We start from the raw sequence: 839 nt of genomic DNA, 5'->3' as shown, positions 1-839 counted from the left end.
GGAACTGGACGCCCTCCACCAGCACTGCCTCGCCCTCTACGCCCTCCTCGACGCCCACACCACCCGCACCACCCCCGTCGACCGCGCCGGAGGCGAAGTACTGAAGGCCGCGCGGGTACGGCTGTGGCAAGCGGCCGAACACCTGCACGCCGCCTGGCACCGCGCCCCCACCACCGACACCGACCGGCTGCTGACCGCCGGCGGCTGCCGTCCCCGGCTGCCGGTGTGCGGGCGCCACCTGCGGATGTCCGTACGGGTCCGCCGCACACACACCCCCGCCGAACTACGGGCCCCGTTCACCGGCCCCAACCGCCTCTAACCGACCGGAGTACCCACCGATGTCCGTACGCTCCCGGGCTTCTGCGAGCCCACTGTTCACCCCCCACCGCACCGACCGCCGCTCCTCGCGCCGAGCGAAGGCGGAGTTCACCGCGGCGCAGGCCAAGGCCCGCCACGCCGCCCGCCCCGACACGGTCCGGGCCACCAGCGGGCCGGACCCGGAACTCCAGCCGACCTATCCCGTGTCGGGCCGACCCGGTCCTGACTCCGCCCGGGGCGGACAGCTCCGGCTGCCCGCCCACCGGATGACGACCGCCGTCGCGTCGGGGGCCTATCCGTTTCTCGCGGAGGGCGGGCTCGGTGCCCAGGGGATCTACGTCGGGCAGGATGTCCACGCGGAAGCCAGCTTCTGCTACGACCCGTTCGCGCTGTACGGGCGGCTGGAGGGGTTCACTAATCCGAACATCCTGCTCGCCGGGATCATCGGCATGGGCAAGTCCGCCCTCGCCAAGAGCCTGGCGCTGCGGGCCACCGCCTTCGGCTACCGGATCTATGTCCCC

The 839-nt window shown here is 73.1% G+C and carries 1 protein-coding gene and 1 pseudogene; both read left to right on the top strand.

Features of this window, described 5'->3' with window-relative positions; genetic code table 11:
- The coding region (locus tag FF041_RS33350) for a DUF6238 family protein (protein WP_153526214.1) at window positions 1–319 on the top strand (319 nt) is incomplete at its 5' end.
- Window positions 320–338: 19 nt separating this feature from the next.
- Window positions 339–839, top strand: a pseudogene (locus FF041_RS39700) (ATP-binding protein); the annotation flags it as partial.

It is taken from the genome of Streptomyces jumonjinensis (assembly GCF_009600885.1).
GTDB lineage: Bacteria > Actinomycetota > Actinomycetes > Streptomycetales > Streptomycetaceae > Streptomyces > Streptomyces jumonjinensis.
Note: the sequence above shows the minus strand (reverse complement) of the source record. Positions and strands in the feature narration are given on the sequence as shown.